The organism is Cupriavidus sp. (assembly GCF_057315035.1).
In genome coordinates this window covers 166,059-186,654 of record NZ_DBHKYV010000009.1, presented here as the reverse complement: position 1 = coordinate 186,654, position 20,596 = coordinate 166,059, and the positions used below count along the sequence as shown (strand labels likewise).

Genomic DNA, 20,596 nt, shown 5'->3' with positions numbered 1-20,596 from the left:
GGCGGCGATGAGGCGCGAGATCAGGGGCAAGGCAGACATGCGGACGGATCGGCGGCCCGGTCCCGCGAAACGAGAAGCCCACCAACAGTAGTGAATATTTTGTCATTGGTGGGGGACCCTGCGAGGGAGCCAATATTTGCGTGCGCCGGGCGTTGGATGGCGGGAGCGTAGCGACGCAGACGGCCGTTTCCTAGCAGGTACCTGTCAGCTATCGTGCGAACGACGACTGGCCGCTCCTGGCCGGGTGCGGCCTGACGCCGAGCACAATCGAGCGTTCCTCCTGGACTGGTCCGCGTAGGGCAGAAGACGACCCTTCTCGGCCGCTCGACTAACCCAATACTGGGGGCGGCTATCGGCTGGGAACCAGCCGCTCAAAAAGTACATTAGCATCCCTTGGATCTCGGGGAGACTAGACTTGGGAAATCACAGGTCGGGGAAGCGACTTGTTCCCGTGGCATGAATTTTTAGGCAGCCATCACCCTACTCGAGTCATTTTGTCGCATCGGTAACATAGCGCCAGTCGGAGGCATAATCGACATCGTTGCCGGCTACAAATGTTGTATGCTCGTGATTATGAAAAGGAGGCTTTGCGGATGGAACAACACAGTCAGGAAGGCGCGACTCAGTCGGCTATGAAACCTTCAATCGTTGAGCACTTCTCAATTGAGGGACTGTACGGGTATCGCTCGGTGAGTTTGTCGTCGAAGTATGCTGCGACGGTACTTATTGCGCGGAATGGATCAGGGAAAACTACACTAATCGCCGCATTAGATGCATTCCTTCGCGGGCAATTTAGTCGTTTCATTGGGTTAGATTTCGAGAAAATAACTTGCCGATTGTCTGGGCATTTATTTGAATTCGAGCTCTTTAGACGCGACATAGAGCAGCTCGCAGATTTTGTACTCGGCAGCGAGATTGCTGTTCGCGCAAAGGCATGGGATATTCAGCCCATGGCGCTTCTAACGCTAATAGAAGGTCCTATTCACACGCTCAGCTATTCTGAACTTGTCGATGACCCAACATTTTCGGCAATCAACGCTAAAATGGGTTATGACTACGCGGGAACTAGAAGCCACTGCGAACGTCTCGCCAAACACCTGGCCGATCAAAATTTCAGAATCAATGATATTCGAAATCAGCTAAAAATCATTCTCGCGAATTTTGAGATCGTTTATCTGCCGACATATCGCCGTATCGAGCTATCGCTTCCTTTCCCTGACACCCGTCGTGGGGAGAAGAAGAAAAGTGTGCTATCCAGATTGGGGGTCGCGCGAAGCGGCTTATATTCTGCCGATATACAGTTTGGGCTAAGCGATATTTCAGAGCGCCTTCGTGCGATCTATTCTGAGATGCTTTACACATCTAATCAGGGGTATGGGAAAGTAAGTGCCAATGTCATTAACGATCTAATATCCGGAAAATACCGAGATAGTGCTAATAGTGCAACAACTGAGCTGCCGTCGCGCGAATCCCTTGATATCTTCTTCTCTCGAATAAAAGATGCTTCGCGGGAACTTCGGAGAGGACCCTATAGTTTTTTTGCGCCGCCAAATCTGGATGCTGTTTACAACAATGAAATTCCCGAAGATGCGGAACCGTTTTTAAAGTATTTTCTTAACCAACTGAATCTGGTTATTTTGGAAACGCGGGGCTACGAGGAACTCGTACAGGCCTTCATCAGCAGTTGCAACAAATATTTATCGGGCGACGATGAGTCAGTAGATGAGTTCACATCTCCTGTTGAAAACGCCTTCGATAGTAAAAAACTGGACTTCAATCGCCGAGATCTTGAGGTGACAGTGAAGAGCATCGTAACGGGCGACGATGTCCCTCTGGAATCGCTGTCTTCGGGAGAAAAGCAGATGATGTCGCTGTTTGCTCGATTGTATCTATATCCAGGACCAAAAATAGTTCTTATTGACGAGCCAGAACTTTCGCTTTCACTCGACTGGCAGCGACAGATATTGCTAGACGTCTTGAAAGCTCCAAGTTGCCGGCAAGTCATCGCGATTACTCATTCGCCATTTATTTTCGATAACGAGTTAGAGCCTTTCGCCGGATCCTTGCGTTTCCGGATTGTGCCTAACGTCAATCGTGCCTTGAAAGAAAATGACATGAATCTTGATGATCACGGGGCTTAATATGAGTGTTGATGCTGATAACGATAGCGCCGCGAAAGATAGTTATTTTCAAAGGATCCGTGGCTCAACAAAATCATCAGCAGTGGATAAAACTGAGTTCGCGACCTTCTCATCCTCCGTTCCTGAAGGCATTAAAATATTTAGTTTTGAGGGGCGTGATGACAAAATAATTTATGATCATTGGATAAGGCGAATAGCATTTGACGTCGCGTATGAGCCATATGTTTCTAAGAATAAGCGGTCCAATTTGCAATTGTTCGATTCATTGCAGCGAGATTTAACCGGACTTGGGCAGCGGGTGTACTTTTTTGTAGATCGGGATTTTGATGATCTTCAGGACCGAGCGGCGCACGAAAAGCTATTTATGACCGAAAAATATTCGGTGGAAAGCTACTTGGTTTGTAATAATTTACTTGAGGAATTATTAAAAGTCGAATTCCATTGCAATGGATATTTATCTATTCGTAAAAGAATAATTGAAATATTTAAGTTGACGTATAACAGTTTTTTGGATGTTACGAAGGAGTTGAACTTCAGAGCTTTCATCGCCGCCCGCGAAAAAATACGAAGAACTGAGGATATCCCGCCCGGGATTAACATGCTAGCCAATGTTGGCATTGATAGTGTAACTTCCGCTGGAATACCGGTCGACCAAATTATAAAGTTGGAGCGCGAACCGACTGAAGAAGAAGTTGTCCGCTGGCGTGAAGAGTTTGAAGCATTCGACCCCGCCGAACGCTATAGAGGGAAATTTGCTTTGGCATTTTTCGTAAAATGGTTGAGCTTGTTGCGCCAAGACCGGCTGTCGCAGGCGCCAACGTGTTTTGCGGAAGTACCGCTTCCGGATTACGGGGTTAAAGGAAATTTCTCATTTGATAGTCTGGCACCTCGCGCTGCCTTTCCAGATGGACTGCCAGCGTTTCTGGCTCGGGACTAGAGGTGAACCTGCGCGCTTGACTCTGTTGCTAGGATTTATTGACGCGTAACCTGGATGTACTGTGCAGCGATGCCGCGGCTCGCAATCGCCGGTACTTGGAGCATTGCGCCAGACTTATGGAACGGGCTTATCGTGGTCGGGCGCAACCAAGAGCTGAAATTGAACCAGTCCGTTGTGACCATCCAGGGGGGACAAGGCAGGGCTTCGGGAACCATCGCCGCAAGTACGTTTGAGGCCGCTGCCTGCTTATGAACGTCGGGTTCTGTACCGGATTCGGCCACTGACTAGCTTTCCACCGGGTGGCAGCTCATGGCCGATCTCGGCCCTCGGGATCGGCCAGTTGTGCCAGTTCGCGCGTCGGTTGCGGACGTACCTGCCAGGCATTCTGCCCCAGGCGCGCTGGCCCCTAGGCAGCAATCTGGTGGAAGGCATCAACAACCGGATCAAGGTAATCAAACGCATGGCGTATGGCTTCCGCGATGACTACCACCGTTTCTCAAGATCCGAGCGGCCTTCCCCCGAAATCGGCGATGATTTTTTTTACTTTGATGATGGCTACTGGCGCAACGGTGCAAGGCAGTGCACGGCTTCATCCAGCGTATCGAATGCCAACACGGCCGCAACCAGTGCTTCGGTCCTTGCGGACCCCAGATCAGGTGTCAGCAGACTGCGCGCCTTGCTGGCGATCCGCGCTTCTTGCCGGTCAAGATCGGTTTCAGGACGGCTCGCGTCGCTATGGCTGTGATGTCTGCTGCCATCGGCCAGCGTTACGGTGGCCCGGGCGTTGGCGCGCGCCATCGCCGGGTCGCCATGTACGCGGATGCGGCCACGCAAAGCCACCAATGCCGGATCCTGGAGCGCGGCAGAGAAACTGTCTGCTGCAACGGTACTCTGGCCCGACAAGGCCAGTGCGGCCATATGGGCGATGCTGAACTTGGCTTCAGACGGCGTGCCGGGGCTCGCGATGCAGCAGACGTCGAGGTACTGAGGTTCGATGGCGATGTCTACTGAGTCGATCTGGGTTGGTGCAATGCCATGATCGTGCCGCAACTGCAGGCAGGCTTCGATGGGAGCTTGCGTGCCATAGCACGACGCATGGTATTTGTAGACGATGCCGTGCACGCGTGAGGTTGCCGCGTCGTGCCAGATGCCGGCCGGATTCCAGTCGTCTGCGTATAACGCGGCAAAGCCCTGCGCGCGTTCGAGGATATCGGGCACTGCGGTAAAGCCGCGTGCGGCCAGCCGTGCGGCCCGCAGGCCCACGGCCGCCGCTTGGCCAGCATGCAGCGGCTTGCACATCGTGCCAAATAGTGCCCGCATGCCGCCGGCCTGCGTGGCGGCGATGCCTACTGCATGCGAGGTGCGTTCTACATCGAGTCCGAGCATCGACGCTACGGCGACGGTGGCGCCCAGGGTGCCGAGCGTGGCGGTGTTGTGCCAGCCGAGCCGGTAGTGGTCTTCGCCCATCCACGACGCCACGCGGCTCTGCAGTTCCACGCCGGCGGCGAATGCGGCCAGCGCTTGCGCGCCGCTATGCCGCCCGGTTTCTGCTTGCGCCAGGATGGCTGGCCACAACGGCACGGACGGATGCACGCGCGACTGCAGGTGGGCATCATCGAAGTCGAGCACGTGCGATGCCGTGCCATTGATCAACGCGGCCTGTACCGCGCTGGCCCGCGATCCGTCGAGCAGGGTGGCATTGGGCGTGCCGCCTTCATCGCGCAGTTCCGCCAGCAGGATCTGCACCGGCGCCGCTTGCCACGCGGCACGCGCCACGGCGAGCCAGTCAAGCAGGCTATGCATTGCAATGCGCGCCACGTCGGAAGGCAGGTCGCCGTTGGCTATGGCAAGGCTATGCGCAACAAGTTCGCGGGTCAGATGTTGCGGCAAGGCAGAAGGATGGGGCGCGTTCATTTGACCTCCATGGTCTTCAGCAGTTTGTCGCTGATGCCGGCACGATAGCGCGCAATGTCATCGATGATGTACTGGCGGAAGCGGTCGGTGGGCATGTCGACTTCACGGGCGCCGTCCTGGCGCACCACGCGGCGCAACTCGGCATTGCCAAGTCCTTCGGATACCGCGCGCGACAGCTTTTGCACGATGGCGTCGGGAGTGCCTGCCGGCGCCACCAGCCCATACCACTGGGTGACGGTGACATCGATGCCAAGCTCGCGGAAGGTCGGGATATCGGGGAATGCCGGTGTGCGCTGTTCTCCGGTCAGTGCCAGCAGTTTCAGCTTGCCGCCCTTGACCTGGCCCATGATCGGCGGCGCGGTGGCAAAGAACAGGTCGGTGTGGCCACCGAGCAGATCGGTGATGGCGGGACCGGAACCACGGTAGGGAATCGGCGAGATGTCGACACCGGCCTTGGCCTTGATCATCTCCATCGTCACGTAGCCCACGCTGCCCGGCCCGGACGATCCGTAGCTGAGTTGGCGTGCCTTGGCATCGGTCAGCGCGGCCTGCGCGGTCTGGTAGCGGTCGGATGAGGCAAACAGGCCGTGCGGCGCCTGCACCAGCATGCCGATGGCCACGAAGTCCTCAGGCACCCGATAGGGCAGTTCCTTGCCGCGGATGGCGGCCGCCAGCGACATGTTGCTGCTCATGCCCATCAGCAACGTATAGCCATCGGGCTTGCTGCGGGCGACCTGCTCGGCCGCCATCATGCCTCCGGCACCACCCTTGTTCTCCACCACCACGGGCTGGCCCAGTTTGCGCGAGAGCTGATCGGCGATCAGCCGGCCGTAAAGGTCGCCGCCGCCGCCGGGCGGAAAACCCACCACGAGCTTGATCGGGCGGTCGGGGTATTGCGCATGAACGGCCGTGGCGCTCAAGGCGGTCAAGGCAGTCAAGGCGGCCATGCATGCCATCATGCACAGCAGCCAATGCACGCCACGCCATGCGCGTGTGGCCGCGCTTCGCATCTGCAATGTCATCGTCGTCTCCTCGTTATCGTTGCACCGGACGCGGCAAGCAGCCGGCCTGCAATCGATTCTGGGCGAGACGCCGTGATTTACATGGATGTTCCGCGAATTGGAACGGGGGTTGCCGCGCTCAGAACGGCAGGCTCAGGTAGTAGCGCCCCAGTTCCGTCAACTCGCCATCGGCTGCCAGCAGACTCGTGAAATGTGGGTCGGGTCGCCACCGTCCCGTGAACCACGCATACCGGAATACATCGGTGCGCTGTTCGCATGTGGCCACCATCTCGCGCATCTGCTGCTTCTGTTTGTCGAGCGTGTCGATCTGCGCGCCATCGGCATTGGCGTGCCAGTTGGCAAACTCGGTGACCCAGAATGGCTTGCCGTACTTGGCCAGACGGTCGAGCTGGCCGCCCAGCCCATAGTCGTACCAGTGGAACGCCAGGTAGTTGATCCTGGGATCACGATTGCCGTTGGCGGCACGGTAGGCGGTGTAGAACGCATCGAGCCACACCACGGGGTCTTCATAGCCAGGCATCGTGCCCCATGTGATGGCGGGTCCCACCAGCTTCACCCCGGTATGGGCGGCAACGCTTTCATAGTGCGGCCAGGCGGCTGCCGCGGCCGTTGGCGACAGGTTGGCCTGGTCGGTCAGGTTGGGCTCGTTCATCAGGAGCAGGTACTTGATCTCCGGATGGGCCAGCAGGTAGGTCTCGACTGCGTTGGCATCGAACGCATAGTCGTTCCATAGCATGGGGATGTAGTCCATGCCGTAGCCGGTGCGCGTCTCGGGTGGCGCCGCCGCATTTGGCTTGGCGGCCCAGTTGTACCACCATGAGACGCCCGGCGCCAACGCAGCGAAATCGGCCTGGCTGGCCAGGTCGTAGGCAATGCCGCGCTTGGCGCTTTTGGTGACGCCTGGCGTGGCGGCGGGGGGCGTAGTGGGCGTGCTGACGCCACTATTGCCGTTGGTTCCATTGGTGCCGTTATTGGCTCCCGATGGCGAGGCGCCGTCGCCGCCACCACCACAAGCGCCCAGCGCGAGGGCCATCAACAGCGGCGCCAGCAGGCGGCAGCGCAGGATTTGCATGAGCATGAGACATTCCGAATGAAGCGATGCAAGCCTGCCCGCCGCGCGTCTGAAGCGACGTGGCGGGAGGGCAGGTGAATCGATGAAGCGGTGAGCCGGTGAGCCGTTGAATGGGCTTACAGCGATTGCAGGAACGCGGTAATGGCGTCGCGGTCGGCCTTTGGCAGGCCTTCATAGCGCGTGCGGCTGTCGGTGGCTTCGCCGCCATGCCAGAGGATCGCCTCGGGGATGGTGCGCGCACGGCCATCGTGCAGCAGGCGCACGCTGGTGTCGCCACCCTGGACGAAGCGCAGCGAGCCGATCCCCCACAGCGGTGCGGTACGCCATTGGCTCGGATAGGCGCGTCCCTCTGCCAGCGTGTCGGCCAGTCCGGCACCCATGTCATGCAGCAGCAGGTCCGAGTACGGATGGATGGTCTGCTCGCGCAGTTCGGCAAACGGATGCGTGTTGCCGGTCTTCATGGTCGGCGTATGGCACGCCACGCAACGTGTCTGCGTGAACAGGTCGCTGCCGCGGGCGATCTGCGCGGGGTCGACATCATGTTCCGGCGACACGCGGATGCCATCGGGAAACCCGCTGCGCAGCTTGCGCTGGGCCGGGACGCCAATCAGCGACAGATAGTTGGTCAGGCGCTGCAACTCGTTCTCGCTGACCGAGGTGGCCGCCGTCGATGTGTGGCAGTTGGCCGCACCGCGCTGGCAACTGTAGTCCGGGAACATCGGCGAGGTGACACCCAGGTCCTTGATCAGTGCGTCGGCTACCTGTTGCCGGATGCTGCCTTTCGATGCCTTCCATCCAAACCTGCCCAGGTGCGTCTTGCCGGTCTGCGGATCGACCACGAGGTTGGCAACCCCCCGGATGCCATCGCCGTTGGCATCGTCCGGATCGGCCTGGGCCATGATGCTGGCCTCGGGGACGGCTTCGAGCAGGCCCATGCCAATGACCTGTGCGGCCTGACGGGCCGAGAATCGCGCCGGGGTAGGGCCCTTGAACGCAAACACGGGCTTCACCAGTTCCACCTTCTCGCCGTCGGGCAGGGTACGCACCGTGGTTTCATAGGATTGCAGGCTGACGTCGTAGGCGGGCGCCTTGGCATCCTGCGCGTGCTGCTGCACGTTGTGGCCGTAGACCGGGTCCACGCCATTGCCATCGGCGTTGGCGGTCAGGAAAGACATGGTGTCGAGCTTCGCGCCCAATGCCAATGGCTTGCTGCGTCCGTTGTTGGTGTGGCATTCGATACAGCGCGGCTGGTTGTAGCGTGCGCCGAGTTGGCCGATATGCGCGGTAAAGACCGGGTTGTCCTTGTCGTGCTCCGAGTGCGTGCCATCGGCAAACGATGTATGGAACAGGCGACGCCCTTCCACGAAGCGCTGCGTATTGGTAATGCCGATATTGTTGGCCATCTGTTGGAACACCCGCATCGGCTCTTCGGAGTAGTTGTACGAGATGCTGGCCTGGCCACCGAGCAGCGTATCGTCGGGTAGTGGTTCGGAGTCGAGGTTTGGCGCAATGCCATACCAGGGCCGCATGCCCACGCCCACCACATAAAGCTGTTCGAACGAGTAGTAGCGGCTGCCGCCGCCATCGACGACCGGGTCGCGCTTGAGCCGCGGCGCGGGTGCCAGTTCGATCTTGTCGCCGACCTTGAGCGGGCTGTGCGGGTCGGTACGCCAGTTGGAGTCGACTACCATCATGCAGTCTTCACGCGGCTGGCCCTCGCGGCAGATTGGCAGGCCGCCTTCCTTCGGGTTGTTGAAGCCGTAGTTCAGTGACCAGCCATAGTCGCGTACCGTGGGGTCGAGCACATTGCGGAACAGGCTGAACGTGGTGCCATCGAAGATGCCCTGGTTCACACGCAGGTAGATCTCGATGCGTTGCTGCCCGGCCGGCACGTGATCGCGAATCTCGAGCCCGAAGGTGCGGTTCTGGAAATAGAAGGTCGGAAACGTCAGGTAGCGGCCAGGGCCGGCATCGGGCGCGTCCCACGCCTCGCCGCGTTCGCGCGCGTGCCGTTCGGTCGGGCGCGAACCCATCAGCGTCACCAGTGTGCCATCGGCTTCGCGATACTGGATCTGCTCCATCAGCGGGGTGTCGGCGGCGAACAGTGGCGTAAAGGCTTCGGCTGGCGTAGCGGCTGGAGGTGGCGCGCTGTCGCCTCCTCCGCCGCAGGCAGTGACCATCAGGACGGCGGCCAGCAATGCGGCTGGCCCACGGCAATGCGCGCGGATATTCATGACGTTTGACCCTTCTTTTTATCGGAACCGTGTCGATTCCATCTTTCGTTTTTATTCCCGGAGCGTGCACTGCTGCGTTGCATTTGCCGGAAAAAGGCCCATTCCCTGTAGCCGCGCCGATTATTGTTAGCCGCCGAAATAGATGTCAATTGTCATTATCTGGCGGCCTGGGTGACAGAGTTTTGCAGCGGCGGTGACGAGGATCGTCACTCCGTTGTGTGGCGCCGGTCGCAGCCCGATCGATGTCAGATACATGACAGTTCTGCGCATGGAACCTTCGCGGGAATGGAACAATCGGTCGGATTCAGGCTGTTGCCGCGTTGATTTTCGATGCCGCAAGGAAGGTCATGCGTTGCGTGGATGCTGCAGACAATTGCCGCGCAGTCAGCGGCCGGCGTTCACCAGACCCATGCGTGGGATCGGTCGCCGCATGGAAATGAGGGAGTGGATAGGCCGGTCAGTGGCGACGGGCCAAACCAAAGGATGAGGAGGTGCAACAAATCGACTAGCGCAAAGCAACCGAGGTACGAATGCGTTGCGTGACCATGCTGCCTACCATGTGTTCATGGGCTTGCGATGCAGGTCCTCCGCCACTAATGCAAGGTATCGAGGAGTTCACCATGATCGCGACACGTGAAGAGGGGCCGGGCTGCCGCAATACCTGCGCCGGCGTGGCCGAGGTCAGGGTTGCGCTGGCCTGGCTGTGCGTCTGTGCGGCATGTTGCGGCATGGCATATGTGACGGTGCTCTGGGCAGGGGTCTGAGCGCGATGCTCAGGCTGCTTTGCCGGAGGGCTGCGCCCCTGCTGCCGCATGCAATGGCAAACGCACGATCATCCTTGCCCCGCCTTCCGGAGGTGTCTGCGCTTCAATGCTGCCCCCGTGCGACTCCACGATATTGCGGCAGATCGACAGCCCCATGCCCATCCCATCGGGCTTGGTGGTGAAGAACGGGTTGAACAGGCGATCCATATCGGTGTCGGCTATGCCGGGGCCTGTATCGGTGACGATCAGCAGTACCGAGTTGTCGGGCATGGCGCGGCTGGCCAGCGTCAGGCGGCGGCGGCCCGCAACCCGGGACATGGCCTGTGCGGCGTTCACCATGAGGTTGATCAGTACCTGCTGCAGTTGGGTCCAGTCGCCGTGGATCTGGGCGGACGCCGTGTCCAGGTCGAGAACCGCGGAGACCTGATGGTCTTGCAGTTCGCGTTGCACCAGTTCCAGCGATTCGGTAACCAGCCGGTCCACGCTGATTTCCACGTAGTTGGGCTCGGATTTCTGCGCCATGGCGCGAATCTGCCGAATGATGTCGCTGGCCCGGGTAGCGTCGCGAATTACCTGCTCGATCGAATCCGAGGCTTCGGCAATATCGGGCTGGTCGCGTTGCAACCAGCGTAGCGCCGAGCTGCCACAGGTCACGATGGCCGCAATCGGCTGCGTGACCTCGTGCGCGATCGAAGCAGCCAACTGGCCCAGCGTCGTCACGCGTGCCACATGTGCGAGTTCGGCCATGGTCCGGTGCAGTGCCAACTGGGTTGCGGTGGCATCGGTGATATCCATCAGCGCCCCCACTTATTCATGCTGGTCGCCATCGGTGGCACTGCGGCGCGCCACCAGGTGCACGTGCCGGATGGCCCCGTCGGGGTGCAACAGGCGATGGCGCAGATCGACGGACGGCGTGCCGCCCAGCATGGCGGCATGCACGCGTTGCACCTCGGCAAGATCGTCGGGATGGACGCGCGTCATGATCATGCTCAGATGCGCGGCGTCGGCGCGCGTGTACCCGAAAATCCGGTAAGCCTCATCCGACCAGATCATCGCGCCCGAAGGTATCCGGATCGCGATACTGCCAGTCTGGCTAAGCCGTTGCGCTTCGGCCAGGAACGCCTCGCTACGCGCCAATGCTGCTTCGGCGTGACGCCGTTGCGCCATGTCGGCCAGGTTGCGCAGGGCCAGCAGCGTGGTGGTGCCGATTGCCAGCAGCGAGAATGCAAAGCGCGCCAGCTGGCCATGGTCCGCATCCGGATTCGACGAGAAGCCGAAAGCCACCACTGTCAGCACCAGTGAGATCCCGGCCGTCATGCGCGTGGCCCGTATCGAGCCAGTCAGCGCTACCAGCAGGATCACCAGCACGTAGACCACCGCAATGGCGAAGTCGAGCGCGGTGAAGGCGTCGATCAGGAACACTGCCAGGCAGATGATGCCCGCGGTGCCGATCAGCAGCCGGTTGGTGATTGCGTTGCGCATGCCCCTTCCACTCGTTTGCGATTCTCTTGTGCGCGCCATGCCCATGATCGGGACCATGGTCCGATCGTGATGGTAATCCTGAATGACTGGTCGAGGAATCATATGAAGGTATAGGAAATGTCCATGCATTTCGGAAAGCAACCTCGCCGGGAAGCAAAACGCCCTCTCATCGAGAGGGCGTCGGCTCTGGTCATTAGCCACTGGCGGCGGTGGCGTTACCTGGCGTTGGATCGGTAACGGATCGGGGGTTGTCCGTCATCGGCGACCGGTGCGTTGATGGCGCATGCGCCTTCCATGGCCGAGGCCAGGATCATGGCCTCGGCGTTGAGCGCCGGGGGTTTTGCACGTTGCGGGCGGAACACCGCATCGGATCGTGCGATAGGTCGACCGGTCAGTGCGCACACCCCGTCCTCGCGGGCCACACCCGCCGCCCAGACCTGCTCGCCATAGCGACAATGCGTGGCATCGCGCCAGCTCACCACGGCCATCGCGGCGCTGGGGCGCTCGATAACGCTGACAATCGGGGCATGGGCGCGCAGCGCGTTGTCATCGGCGGAATAGGTGAGCGTGTGATGCTGCGGCTTCAACAGGGCGATGGTGCTCATCCACGTGTCAGTCGTGCTGTGCGGGTCGTCGACTTCGGCATGGGCAATACTGAGCGTATCAAGCATGGGAACTCCCGGGCGTTGAGGTGACCTTGACGCGCCAGCAATAGGGCGTGTCGCCAACCAGGCGTTTGAAGACTGTCGTGAAATGGGCTTGTGAGCGAAAGCCACAGCGCATGGCCACTTCCAGCACGCTGCCGTGGGCCTGGCGCAACAGGTCCTGCGCATGCTCGATGCGCCGGCGCACCAGGTATTCATGTGGCCGCATGCCGGTGGTCACGCGAAACTGCGCGGCAAAGTACATGCGGGTCAGGCCGGTGCTGGCGGCGATATCGGCTAGCCCGATCGGCGTGGACAGGTTGGCGTCGATGTACTCGATGGCGCGCCGCAGCCGCCATTGCGGCAACGCGGTGCGCGCGTGCCGGCTCGTGGCCGCGCGCTGGAAGTGGTTGGCCACCACGCGGGCCACGATAGCCAGCGCCACGCTGTCCGCGAAGATGCGTCCAAGTCCGGGGTCCTGCGAATGGGCGACCGCCAGGGCCTGTCCGAGCCGCTCCAGCGCGGGGTCGGCGTGGATGAACGGATCGTCCAGCAGCAATTCGCCCTCGTGCGCGTGACCGAACTGGTCGGCGTAGCAGGTGGCCAGTACCGATTGCGGAACGAACAGGTGCAGCACATCGCTGGCCGATGCATACACGGCGCGCGTGGCGGTGCCTGGCGCCGTGACCTGGACCGCGCCAGCGCTCAGGCGACCGTCAACTACCGGCATGCCACCGCACAGGAAGCGGATCGAACTGGAACGCAGGCTCAGCGAGATGCAATGCTGCGTGGGATCGCCCGGATGGGACACCTCAAGCGGTGCACTGCCATCGCAGCTCCAGCGCGATACCACGATGGCGTCGGGCCGCGTGCCGGCATGGGGCGCCTGGCGCCATTGGCTTTCACGCAGGACAAACTCCGGGGCCTGCGCCGCGACGATGCGGTGCTGCGGCGGCGGGGTTCGGGGTACGGGCTCGGCGAGGTCGAGATCGATCGGCGCTTCAACTTTCATGGGTTGCTCCGGGATACGCAAGTTCGAATTCACTGGGCGAACCGAATGAACGCAATGGCGATCAGGACCAGGTTAAGGACGGCAAGGGCTATCCAGCCGTACATCAGCAAGAGGTTTTCGTGCTCGTCCATGTGGTTCCCCTGTGGTTCGATCCTGTTGACTGGAATCGTAGGAGCGGGCATGGGTGCCCACAATTGCCGACTAGGTGGTACGGCCTTAAACCAAGGTATAGGTGAGGGCAGTTGTGCTCCCCTCTCCCGCACGCGGGAGAAAACCAGCGGCTCCGGCCCCCCGTTTTCCTATACGAAGGCATAGTGTTGGGAGCAGGCGGAGCCCGATACCATGGCATCACAAGACTGTAGTGAGGTGCCGGCTTTGGCCAAGAAACTGGTTGTCGCAATCATTGACGACGATGATTCCATCCGCGCTGCGACTTCCCGACTGGTCCGTTCGCTGGGTTGGGAGGCGCATACCTATGCGTCCGCACAGGCATTTCTGGACACGGCGAGCGACGTCACCGTAACGTGCATCGTGTCGGACGTCCAGATGCCCAGAATGAGTGGGCTCCAGATGCTGCGCGCGCTGAACGCGCAGGGTAGCGAGGTTCCGGTAATATTCATCACCGCGTTCTGCACTGAAGCCATCCAGCGCGAGGCAATGCGTGCGGGCGCCATGGCGTGCCTGAGCAAGCCGGTGGACGGCGCGAAGCTCCAGGTTTTCCTGGAGGAGGTGGCGTCGGGTTCCTTTTCCCATCGCCAGCAGACGCCCCGGGACGAAAGCGAAACATGAATACAGCAAGCTCATCCGGCAACGGGCAATCGATGGTCTATGTGGTTGACGATGATGAATCCATGCGCCGCGCGGTGTCCATGCTGCTCCGCTCGGTCGGCTACCAGGTCGAGGCGTTCGCGTCGGCGACGGAATTCCTGGCGGCGCCACGGCCGGAGTTGCCCAGTTGCCTGATCCTCGATGTGCGCCTCAAGGGCCAGAGTGGACTGGCCGTGCAGGAGCAGTTCGCGGCGAGCCGGATGCAGATCCCCATTATCTTCATGACCGCCCACGGCGATATCGCCATGTCGGTCAGGGCCATGAAGGCTGGTGCGATGGATTTCCTGGCCAAGCCGTTTCGCGACCAGGACATGCTCGACGCCGTGGAAAACGCGCTCGCGCGTGACGAGGCCCGCCGCCAGTCAGATCGTTACGAGGCCGATTTGCGGGTCCGCTATGACGAACTCACGCCGCGCGAGAAAGAGGTCATGGCGTACGTGGTGCGCGGCTTGCTGAACAAGCAGATTGCCGGGGAACTGGCATTAAGCGAGATCACCATCAAGATCCACCGCGCCCAGGCCATGAAGAAGATGGGGGCGCGCTCGCTGGCGGATTTCGTGCTCAAGGCCGAGGCGCTGGGCATCGTGGACTCGGCCCGGCATGACGCCGGGGCATAGTCTCTCCGTGGCGGCTAGTTTCCGGGTGGTTCGGATGCCGTCCAACCACCGCCCAGTGCGCGAAACAGCGAGACACTGGCTGCCAGCTGCCGGCGATGCACGGCTTCGAGTGCGCGTGCGTTGCCCAGCGTGGTGGCTTCCACCACATTGACATCGAGGTAGGCCGCGGCGCCCTTGCGGTAACGGTCGGTGGCCTGTTGCAGCGCACGCTGCGAAGCATCGACCGCCGCTTGCTGGCTGGCCGCTTCAGTGCCGAGTATGCGGGTGGCGGCGTAGTTGTCTTCCACATCCTGTACCGCCTTGAGCACGGTCTCGCGATAGTCGGCCGCGCTGGCATCGAAGCGGGCGCGCGCACTGTCCACCCCGGCCTGGCGCTTTCCGCCGTCGAAGATCGTAGCCGCGATGGCCGGCCCGACCGCCCAGAAGCGGCTTGGCGCGGTCAGCCATCCGGCCAGCCCGGAACTCTCCAGTCCACCGTTCAGGTTGAGCATCAACGTTGGGAAGAATGCAGCGCGTGCCACGCCGATCTGCGCATTGGCGGCGGCCACGCGCCGTTCCGCCGCGCTGATGTCGGGGCGCCGTTGCAGCAACGCGGACGGCACCGCGGCGGGTATCGGCGGTAGCTGCATGACGGTATCGGCGGTGGCGGCAGGCACCTCGAAGGTGGTGGCCGGTTCGCCAACCAGCGTGGCCAGTGCGTGAAGCAACTGGGTGCGCGCAAGCTGCAGGTCGGCCAGTTGCGCGCGCGTGCTGTCAAGCTGCGCCTGTGCCTGTGCGACATCACCCTCGGCGGCAATGCCGCCCCGATAGCGGTTGGTCACCAGTTGCAGCACCGACGCATAGGCCTCCACGGTGCGCTGCAGTAGCGCCGCCTCGCGATCGAGCGAGCGGATCCCGAAATAGTCGATCGCAGCCTCCGCCTGCAGGCTCAGCCGCACCGCGCCCACATCGTCGGCGCTGGCCTGCGCGCGGGCCTTGGCGGCATCAACGTTGTTGCCGATGCGCCCGAACAGATCGGGTTCCCATGTGGCACCGAGCCCGATCAGGTGATCCGGCGTGGTCTTGCCCGCCAGCGAGCGACCGACCACGTTGGCCGACACATGCGTGCTGGTGACACTGGCCGAGGCCCCGATGGTCGGAAAGTAATCGGCCCGCGCGGCATCTACCTGGGTGCGGGCATCACGTAGCAGCGCGACAGACCGGATCAGCGTCTGGTTGGAGACGTCGATGCGGTCGAGCAGGGCATCGAGCGTAGGGTCCTGGTAGGCGCGCCACCAGTCCGGGGCAACCGCCTCGTGTCCGGCACCGTGCGCTTCGTGATAGGCGGCCGGCAGCGGAAGCTCCGGGGTCTGATACGGGACAGTGGCGCACCCGGCCAGCCATGCACAGGCCAGAAATATCGCGGCACGCTTCATGCTGCATCTCCCTTGCCGGATGCCGGCGCTGCCACGCGCACCACAGTGCCTGGCACCAGCGCGTCGTCGGGATTGACGACCACGCGCTCGTTGTCGCCCAGTCCGCTCAAGACCTCGACATGCGAGCCATAGTCGCGCCCCAGCGTGATATGGCGCAGCGCAAGCTTGCCATCGGTGCCGACCACGGCCACGGTCGGGCCGCCTGCGGGGAACATCAGCGTATTGGCGGGCAGGTCCAGCCCGGTGCGGGCACTGCCGATATCGAGATGCACTTCGGCGTAGGCGCCAGGCAAGATTCGTCCGTCCTGGTTGTCGACATCGAGCTCGACGCGCAAGCTGCGCGTGACCGGATCGATGGCGCCGGCGGTGCGCGAGACTGTCGCGGGGTAGCGCTGGCCCGGTGTCTGTGGCAGGGTCAGCCATGCCTGGGTGCCGGGACCGATCGCCGCGCTGGCATTCTGTGGTACTTGCGCAAATACGCGCAGACGGGCACCGGCCGAGATATGAAACAGCTCGCGGCCCTGGTTTGACGTACTACCAGCGTCGATCAACGCGCCCGTATCGACGTTACGCGCGGTGATCACGCCGTCGAACGGGGCACGAATCTGCGTGTAGCTGGCCAGCTGGGCCAGTCGCGATGTATTGGAGCGCGCGGCGGCCAGCAGCGCGGCCTTGGCCTCCATGTCCGCGACTTTCTGGTCGGTTTCCTGCTGGGCCACCGAATTCGATGCCTGCAGGTCCTTCCAGCGTTGTGCCGTGGTCCGGGCCAGCGCATAGTTGGCCGCCGCCGTGGCTTCGTCTGCACGCGCCTGGCGCAACTGGTCGGCGACCTCGGGCGCATCGATCTCGGCCAGCAATTGCCCCGCCTTGACCGAGGTACCGATATCGGCGTACCAACGGCGCAGGTAGCCGCTGACGCGCGCGTGAATGGCGGCATCCTCGAACGCGCGCACATCGGCCGGCAAGGCGATGTCATGGACCGCCGAGGCGGCACGGGGTTGCACCACGCTGACCAGCGGAATCTGCGCGGCCTGTGCGCGTTGCTGCAACACCGTGTGGCTACGCCAGCGTGGCACGATGCCGGCGGTCAGGGCCAGTGCCACCAGTACGCTGGCCATGGCCAGTACCGCGATACGCGGGTTGCGGCGCGGTGCGCGCGTGGTGATGTCGGAATCGGTGCGGGTCATACCAGACCTTCGTGAAGTGGAGGGTGTTGTGGGGTGGGTTGGCTACGTTTGGCCAGCCACGCATGCAGCGCGGCAAAGAACACCGGCACCAGGACCAGCGTGGCCACCGTGCCGAATGCCAGCCCACCAATCACGGTGCGGCCCAGCGGTGCATTCTGTGCGCCGGCACCGCCCGATCCCAGCGCCATCGGCACCATGCCGAACAGCATGGCCAGCGCCGTCATGGCTACGGGCCGGAAACGATCGCGGCCAGCCTGGTATGCCGCATCGAGCGCGGATTTGCCCTCGGCCAGCAGTTCGCGCGCGTGGCTAACCACCAGGATGCTGTTGGCCGTGGCAATGCCCACGCACATGATGGCGCCGGTCAGGGCCGGGACACTGATCGTGGTATCGGTCGCGAACAGCATCCAGGCCATGCCGGACAAGGCAACCGGCAACGCACCGACAATGGCCAGCGGGTCCAGCCATGACTGGAAGTTCACCACCATCAGCAGGTAGACCAGCACGATCGCGGCGGCCAGGCCCATGATCAGTCCCGCAAACGATGCGTGCATGGTTTGCACCTGGCCGCGCACCACGATGTCCGAGCCGGCCGGCAGCGACGGACGTACCTGATCGACAATGCGCTGGACGTCGCCGGCCACGGCACCCAGGTCCCGGCCGCGCACGGCGCCAAACAGGTCGAGCACCGGCTGCACGTTGTAGTGCGACACCACGCCTTGCTGGTTGGCCCGCGCGATGGTGCCGAACTGCCCCAGTTGGCCGGACCCACCTTGGCTGGTGGTGCTGGCGCCGAGGCCCAGTGGGATGTTCGCGAGGGTTTGCAGCGAGTTCATCGCGTATTGCGGGACCGAGACCGCCAGCGGATAGCTGACACCGTTCTTCGGGTTGAGCCAGAAGTTGGGTGTGGTCTGTCCGCTGCCCGACAGCGCGATCAACAGGTTCTGCGCCACCTCGCGTTGCGACAGTCCGGCTTGCAAAGCCCGCGTGCGGTCGATACTGAAGGTCAGTGCCGGCTGGTCGGCTGGCTGCTGTATATGCAGGTCAGCCAGTCCCGGCACACCGGCCAGGCGGCGCAGCAACTGGTCGGCCACCTTGCGGTTGCCTTCGACATCCTTGCCCACGATCTGGATATCGATTGGCGCGGGCAGGCCGAAGTTCAGGATCTGGCTGACCATGTCGGCCGGCAGGAACGAGAAGCTGACGCCGGGGAATGCCTTCTGCAGTGAGGTATCGAGCTGGTCGACCAGCACGCTGGAGCGTCCGGCATCGGGCTTCAGGGATATCAGGATCTCGGCGTCGCCGGGGCCGATCGGGAGTGCGGAGTCATACGTCAGGTTGATACCGCTGACCGGCAGGCCGATATTGTCGACGATGCTGGCCACGTGGTCGGGACCCACCACGCGCCGGATCTCGCTTTCCACCTGATCGGTGATGCGTGCGGTTTCCTCGATGCGCGTGCCGGTACGTACGCGCATATGCAGGCGTATCTCGCCGCTGTCGACCGATGGAAAGAAGTCCTGGCCCAGGAATGGCACCAGCGTCAGCGAGCCGGCGCAGGCCAGCGCGAAGATCACTACGGTCCGGCGCGGCGCGGCCAGTGCGGCTGCCAGCAAGCGCGAGTAGCCGTTGCGCACCTGCTCGAAGCCGTGCTCGAAGCGGGCATGTGCGGCGCTGAACCAGCGCGCCACAGGCCCGCGCGCACGCGGTGCCGAACCCTCGCCACGCAGCAGGTAATGCGCCAGCGTGGGAATCAGCGTGCGCGACAGGAAATAGGACGCGATCATCGAAAACACCACCGCTTCGGCCAACGGCACGAACAGGTAGCGCGCCACGCCGCTGAGCAGGAACATTGGCAGGAACACAATGCAGATGCAAAGTGTGGATACCAGCGTCGGTAGGGCGATCTGCCCCGATCCGTCAAGGATGGCCTGTTCCAGTGGCTTGCCCATTTCGCGGTGGTGGGCAATGTTCTCGATGGCCACGGTGGCGTCGTCCACCAGAACGCCAACCGCCAGTGCCAGGCCGCCCAGCGTCATGATATTGAGCGTCTCGCCCAGCGCCGCCAGCGCGATCAGCGCGGCCAGCACCGACAGGGGAATCGTGACGGCAATGATCAATGTGGCGCGCCAACTGCCCAGGAACAGCAAGATCATGGTGGCGGTCAGGCAGGCCGCGATCAGCGCCTCGTGCAACACGCCGTCGATGGCCGACACCACGAACACCGACTGGTCGGACAGCGGCTGCACCTGCAGCGACTTCGGCAGGCCGGCGGTGATATGCGGCAGCAGGGCGTTGATCTGCGATACCACGGTCAGCGTGGACGCGTTGCCGGTCTTCTCGACTTCCAGCAACGCGGCGCGCTTGCCATCGTGCCGCACCACATTGGTCTGCGGCGCATAGCCATCGCGTACCTGCGCCACATCGCGTACGTACACGGTGCCATTCGGGCCGCTGCGCACGGGCAGGTCGTTGAGGGCCGCCACGGTCTGGGTGCTGCCGTTCAGGTCCACGCGGTACTCCAGCGCGCCAATCTTGGCAGTACCTCCGGGCAGGATCAGGTTTTGCGCATTGATGGCATTGACCACATCGAGCGGCGCCAGACCGCGTGCCTGCAGTGCGGGAACATTGAGGTCCACCATCACCTGGCGCACCTTGCCGCCATAGGGCAATGGTACCGATGCGCCCTGTACCGTGGCCAACTGGGTACGGATAAAGCTGTTGCCAAGGTCGTAGAGCTCCTGCTCGGGCAGCTTGTCGCTGCCGAGCGCCAGGCGCAGGATCGGTACCGTGGACGCGTTGTAGCTCAGGATCAGTGGCGGTGTGGCGCCCGGCGGCATCGCTTTCAGCAGCGATTGCGCACCGGCGGTGGCCTGGGCAATGGCGCGATTGATATCGGCGCCCGGGTGGAAGAAGACCTTGATCACGGCCACGCCGGCCAGCGATTGCGACTCGATATGCTCGATGTTGTCGACGTCGGTGGTCAGCGAACGCTCATAGCCGGTGACGATGCGTTGCGCCATGTCCTGCGCGGACAGGCCGTTGTAGGTCCACACCACACTGACCACGGGGATATCGATCGACGGAAAAATGTCGGTGGGCATGCGCAGGATGGCCACCGGACCACCCAGCAACAGCAGGATCGCGAGCACCACGAAGGTATAGGGCCGGCGCAGGGCGAGCCTGACAATCCACATTCTTTACTCCTCACGCCCGGCGGCGCATTGATAGTTCGGCAATGAAGCGGATTCTAAAAAGTGGCCCCTCAGTGCAATGGGGTCAAAACGATTACAGTCTTGTCATCCAGGCGGACCGTCACGGTCGCTA

Annotated in this window: 16 protein-coding genes and 1 pseudogene; 6 read left to right on the top strand and 11 right to left on the bottom strand. The window is 62.0% G+C overall.

The annotated features are described in order from the left end of the window. Nucleotides 1-593 precede the first annotated feature (593 nt). The 3 genes and pseudogenes from ACO550_RS14785 to ACO550_RS14775 all read left to right on the top strand — a co-directional run. Nucleotides 594-2,141 (top strand): AAA family ATPase, encoded by a 1,548-nt coding sequence (locus ACO550_RS14785; protein WP_315598380.1) that lies wholly within the window; start codon nucleotides 594-596, stop codon nucleotides 2,139-2,141. Then, the gene (locus ACO550_RS14780; RefSeq protein WP_315598381.1) at nucleotides 2,125-3,078 is read left to right on the top strand and encodes a DUF4435 domain-containing protein; all 954 of its coding nucleotides are present in this window, start codon (nucleotides 2,125-2,127) and stop codon (nucleotides 3,076-3,078) included. Before ACO550_RS14785 ends, ACO550_RS14780 begins: the two co-directional genes overlap by 17 nt. Nucleotides 3,079-3,406: 328 nt before the next feature. After that, nucleotides 3,407-3,612: pseudogene (locus tag ACO550_RS14775) on the top strand (transposase); the annotation flags it as partial. Nucleotides 3,613-3,633: 21 nt separating this feature from the next. On the opposite strand, the gene ACO550_RS14770 reads toward ACO550_RS14775, so the two are convergent. The 4 genes from ACO550_RS14770 to ACO550_RS14755 form a co-directional block, all read right to left on the bottom strand. Beyond that, nucleotides 3,634-4,992, bottom strand: coding sequence for an MmgE/PrpD family protein (locus ACO550_RS14770; RefSeq protein WP_315598382.1), 1,359 nt, complete (start codon nucleotides 4,990-4,992; stop codon nucleotides 3,634-3,636). After that, entirely contained in the window at nucleotides 4,989-6,014 is a 1,026-nt protein-coding gene (locus ACO550_RS14765; RefSeq protein WP_315598383.1) for a tripartite tricarboxylate transporter substrate-binding protein, read from the bottom strand. The genes ACO550_RS14770 and ACO550_RS14765 overlap by 4 nt, the downstream gene beginning before the upstream one ends. 118 nt (nucleotides 6,015-6,132) lie before the next feature. Beyond that, on the bottom strand, nucleotides 6,133-7,092 hold the full coding sequence (locus ACO550_RS14760) for a glycosyl hydrolase (protein ID WP_315598384.1): 960 nt from the start codon (nucleotides 7,090-7,092) through the stop codon (nucleotides 6,133-6,135). A 110-nt stretch (nucleotides 7,093-7,202) separates the two neighbouring features. Next, nucleotides 7,203-9,320, bottom strand: coding sequence for a di-heme oxidoreductase family protein (locus ACO550_RS14755; RefSeq protein ID WP_315598385.1), 2,118 nt, complete (start codon nucleotides 9,318-9,320; stop codon nucleotides 7,203-7,205). A 620-nt stretch (nucleotides 9,321-9,940) separates the two neighbouring features. Between ACO550_RS14755 and ACO550_RS14750 the strand changes: the two genes are divergently transcribed. Beyond that, entirely contained in the window at nucleotides 9,941-10,084 is a 144-nt protein-coding gene (locus tag ACO550_RS14750; protein WP_315598386.1) for a hypothetical protein, read from the top strand. 9 nt (nucleotides 10,085-10,093) lie between these two features. On the opposite strand, the gene ACO550_RS14745 is transcribed toward ACO550_RS14750, so the two are convergent. The 4 genes from ACO550_RS14745 to ACO550_RS14730 all read right to left on the bottom strand — a co-directional run bounded on the left by ACO550_RS14745 (nucleotide 10,094) and on the right by ACO550_RS14730 (nucleotide 13,222). Continuing rightward, complete coding sequence (locus ACO550_RS14745; RefSeq protein ID WP_315598387.1) at nucleotides 10,094-10,879, bottom strand: sensor histidine kinase; 786 nt, start codon at nucleotides 10,877-10,879, stop codon at nucleotides 10,094-10,096. A gap of 12 nt (nucleotides 10,880-10,891) precedes the next feature. Further along, entirely contained in the window at nucleotides 10,892-11,566 is a 675-nt protein-coding gene (locus ACO550_RS14740; RefSeq protein WP_315598388.1) for a PAS domain-containing protein, read from the bottom strand. Nucleotides 11,567-11,781: 215 nt separating this feature from the next. Next, nucleotides 11,782-12,237 (bottom strand): DUF3331 domain-containing protein, encoded by a 456-nt coding sequence (locus ACO550_RS14735; RefSeq protein WP_315598389.1) that lies wholly within the window; start codon nucleotides 12,235-12,237, stop codon nucleotides 11,782-11,784. Beyond that, nucleotides 12,230-13,222: an AraC family transcriptional regulator gene (locus ACO550_RS14730; protein ID WP_315598390.1), complete on the bottom strand. Its 993-nt coding sequence runs from the start codon at nucleotides 13,220-13,222 to the stop codon at nucleotides 12,230-12,232. Before ACO550_RS14730 ends, ACO550_RS14735 begins: the two co-directional genes overlap by 8 nt. 342 nt (nucleotides 13,223-13,564) lie before the next feature. Here ACO550_RS14730 and ACO550_RS14725 point away from each other — a divergent pair, with 342 nt between their 5' ends. Together ACO550_RS14725 and ACO550_RS14720 are read left to right on the top strand one after the other, a co-directional pair. Next, nucleotides 13,565-14,011: a response regulator transcription factor gene (locus tag ACO550_RS14725; RefSeq protein ID WP_315598391.1), complete on the top strand. Its 447-nt coding sequence runs from the start codon at nucleotides 13,565-13,567 to the stop codon at nucleotides 14,009-14,011. Beyond that, nucleotides 14,008-14,667 (top strand): response regulator transcription factor, encoded by a 660-nt coding sequence (locus ACO550_RS14720; protein ID WP_315598392.1) that lies wholly within the window; start codon nucleotides 14,008-14,010, stop codon nucleotides 14,665-14,667. The genes ACO550_RS14725 and ACO550_RS14720 overlap by 4 nt, the downstream gene beginning before the upstream one ends. Before the next feature lie 14 nt (nucleotides 14,668-14,681). On the opposite strand, the gene ACO550_RS14715 is transcribed toward ACO550_RS14720, so the two are convergent. Genes ACO550_RS14715 through ACO550_RS14705 form a run of 3 tightly spaced genes read right to left on the bottom strand, consistent with a single transcriptional unit; the run spans nucleotide 14,682 to nucleotide 20,466 of the window. Beyond that, nucleotides 14,682-16,082 (bottom strand): efflux transporter outer membrane subunit, encoded by a 1,401-nt coding sequence (locus ACO550_RS14715; RefSeq protein WP_315598393.1) that lies wholly within the window; start codon nucleotides 16,080-16,082, stop codon nucleotides 14,682-14,684. Next, nucleotides 16,079-17,269 (bottom strand): efflux RND transporter periplasmic adaptor subunit, encoded by a 1,191-nt coding sequence (locus ACO550_RS14710; protein ID WP_315598394.1) that lies wholly within the window; start codon nucleotides 17,267-17,269, stop codon nucleotides 16,079-16,081. The genes ACO550_RS14715 and ACO550_RS14710 overlap by 4 nt, the downstream gene beginning before the upstream one ends. Next, a complete protein-coding gene (locus tag ACO550_RS14705) occupies nucleotides 17,266-20,466 on the bottom strand; it encodes an efflux RND transporter permease subunit (protein ID WP_315598395.1) in 3,201 nt (1,066 codons plus the stop codon). Before ACO550_RS14705 ends, ACO550_RS14710 begins: the two co-directional genes overlap by 4 nt. Nucleotides 20,467-20,596 lie beyond the last annotated feature (130 nt).